This is a genomic window from Bartonella sp. AP11XZML, from assembly GCF_042196445.1.
Classification (GTDB): Bacteria; Pseudomonadota; Alphaproteobacteria; order Rhizobiales; family Rhizobiaceae; genus Bartonella.
In genome coordinates, this window is record NZ_JBHIQF010000038.1 from 1 (window position 1) to 1,868 (window position 1,868).

At 36.7% G+C, this 1,868-nt stretch carries 3 protein-coding genes; 1 reads left to right on the plus strand and 2 read right to left on the minus strand.

Annotation, left to right across the window (positions count from 1 at the left end; all coding sequences use genetic code 11):
• Together ACFIMG_RS03190 and ACFIMG_RS03195 are read right to left on the minus strand one after the other, a co-directional pair.
• Positions 1-835 (minus strand): dATP/dGTP diphosphohydrolase domain-containing protein (locus ACFIMG_RS03190; protein WP_375678575.1); only part of this gene is annotated, 835 nt, incomplete at its 3' end.
• Positions 836-845: 10 nt separating this feature from the next.
• Complete coding sequence (locus tag ACFIMG_RS03195) at positions 846-1,175, minus strand: hypothetical protein (protein ID WP_375678574.1); 330 nt, start codon at positions 1,173-1,175, stop codon at positions 846-848.
• A gap of 102 nt (positions 1,176-1,277) precedes the next feature.
• Here ACFIMG_RS03195 and ACFIMG_RS03200 point away from each other — a divergent pair, with 102 nt between their 5' ends.
• Positions 1,278-1,598: a helix-turn-helix domain-containing protein gene (locus ACFIMG_RS03200; protein WP_375612651.1), complete on the plus strand. Its 321-nt coding sequence runs from the start codon at positions 1,278-1,280 to the stop codon at positions 1,596-1,598.
• The last annotated feature ends 270 nt before the right edge of the window (positions 1,599-1,868 follow it).

The window sequence follows — 1,868 nt, forward strand, 5'->3', positions numbered from 1 at the left end:
TGCTCCAGTGCATGCCATTACGCCAATTGTTTGCTCCGTACTTCTTTGCCCCAAACTCTAAAACTTTGCCGATTTCAATCAGTGCCAACGGCGGTATAAGCTCTATACGAGGCTTACCATCATCATTCTTATGCGCTTCGTTTGTGCTATATGAAACGTGTTTACGCATGTAAACTTCGTCGTTATCGCGAAAATCTTCATAGTCACAAACATCGGCATTGCCGTAAATCTTGGCATTCGCTCTAATCTTGGCATGCCCGTGAACTAACGCATTGTCATAAACTTTAGATTGATTGAAAACTTCGGCATTACCAAAAACCTTGGCTTGACCGTAGACACGTGCTTTGTTGTAAACCTTAGCATCCCCATAAATGCGAGAATTGCCGTAAACTTCTGCTTTGCCTTTTACTGAAGCATTCTCATAAATTTGCGCCTTACCATAAACACGGGTATCACGACCATAAACCTCCGCATTACCATAAATCTTTGCATAATCATAAACATACACACAATTAGAAACATCTGCACAACCGTATACTTGTGCATGCCCAAAAACACGTGCCATGCCACCAACACGGGCATCTCCAAAAACACGAGCATTGCCAAAAACATACCCATTACTAAAAGATCTATCCGAACCAGCTACCCAACAATCACCCTCATGTGATAGGTTACCTTCATGCTCTATAAAACCACCTAGGTCACCTTTCTTGACTCTTCCAAAGTCTCTCAGTGCCCGTATGCGACGAAGCATTACAATACCATGTGAATTATTCTTATCAGGATAAAGCGTTATTCCTTGGCGTGTGAACTCATATTTCTTTTCTACAGCCATCTTTGTCTCCTTAATGCTGTAAAGTTTCTCCGGTGTGATCAACACCGCAGCTCTTGCAAATTTTCGACATTGGGGGGACTTGCTCTTGCATTAATCTCTGCAAGCGCTCGGGATAAAAAAAATCATCAGGACGCAAATCTATCCCATGATCACGTGCATAGTTCAAAAGCATAATTTGGTATTTAGCTGGAATGATGCCGCCTTTACCCTCTCGCTTTTCAAAAGGGTAAGCCCATTTTCTAATTACAATAACATTGCGATTAACGATATTAGCAACTTTTTTATACCCACCTAGATACTCAATTATGAGTTTTGCGGTTTTCGTATATGTTTTTATCATAGCGATAAAAATACGATATCAAAAATATTTAGTCAATACGAAAAACGTATCATTGTATTTTTTGTATTGTAAGGACTTTAAAAATAAGGAATAAACTTAATTATGATTAGGCAAAAAGAGCTAAAAATTTGGATAAAAAAAGAGCTTGATAAAATGGGACGAGGGAGCCAAGCCAAGCTTGCCGCCCATCTTGGTATAAGAAGACCAGCTATATCCAATATGATTAATCTTAATACAAATAGGGAAATGAGAGATATTAAGGCAGATGAATTAGTTAAAATTATGGAGTTTTTTAAAGATTCTTCACCTATTTCTGGACCTTACTCTGATGATTTTCTTTACTTATATTCACAAGCGAATGATTCTGAAAAGAAGATTGTCGAGGATCTTTTAAAATCTCTGCTCGCAGCAAGAAATTCATAAAAGCTTTTTTTTCACATTCGGTTAATTTATTTAGCATGATGGATAGCTGTTTTTCTTTTATATTTTCTATCATAAGCACCTCATTAACATTAATGATAATAAACAAAATCGAATAGATTTATAAAAATAAAAATACGTTTTTCGTATTTTAGCTATTGACACATCGTTACGAAAAACGTATTAATCACTCCATATCTTAGAAAATAACTTTTGCCAATAGGCAGTATGGAGGCATTTGTGAATAAACCAGTGTTTATAAATTCTGATGAA

Excerpts from the sequence above, each read along its gene's own strand:
- ACFIMG_RS03200 (WP_375612651.1), top strand. The coding sequence starts at position 1,278 with ATGATTAGGCAAAAAGAGCTAAAAATTTGGATAAAAAAAGAGCTTGAT.
- ACFIMG_RS03195 (WP_375678574.1), bottom strand. The coding sequence starts at position 1,175 with ATGATAAAAACATATACGAAAACCGCAAAACTCATAATTGAGTATCTA.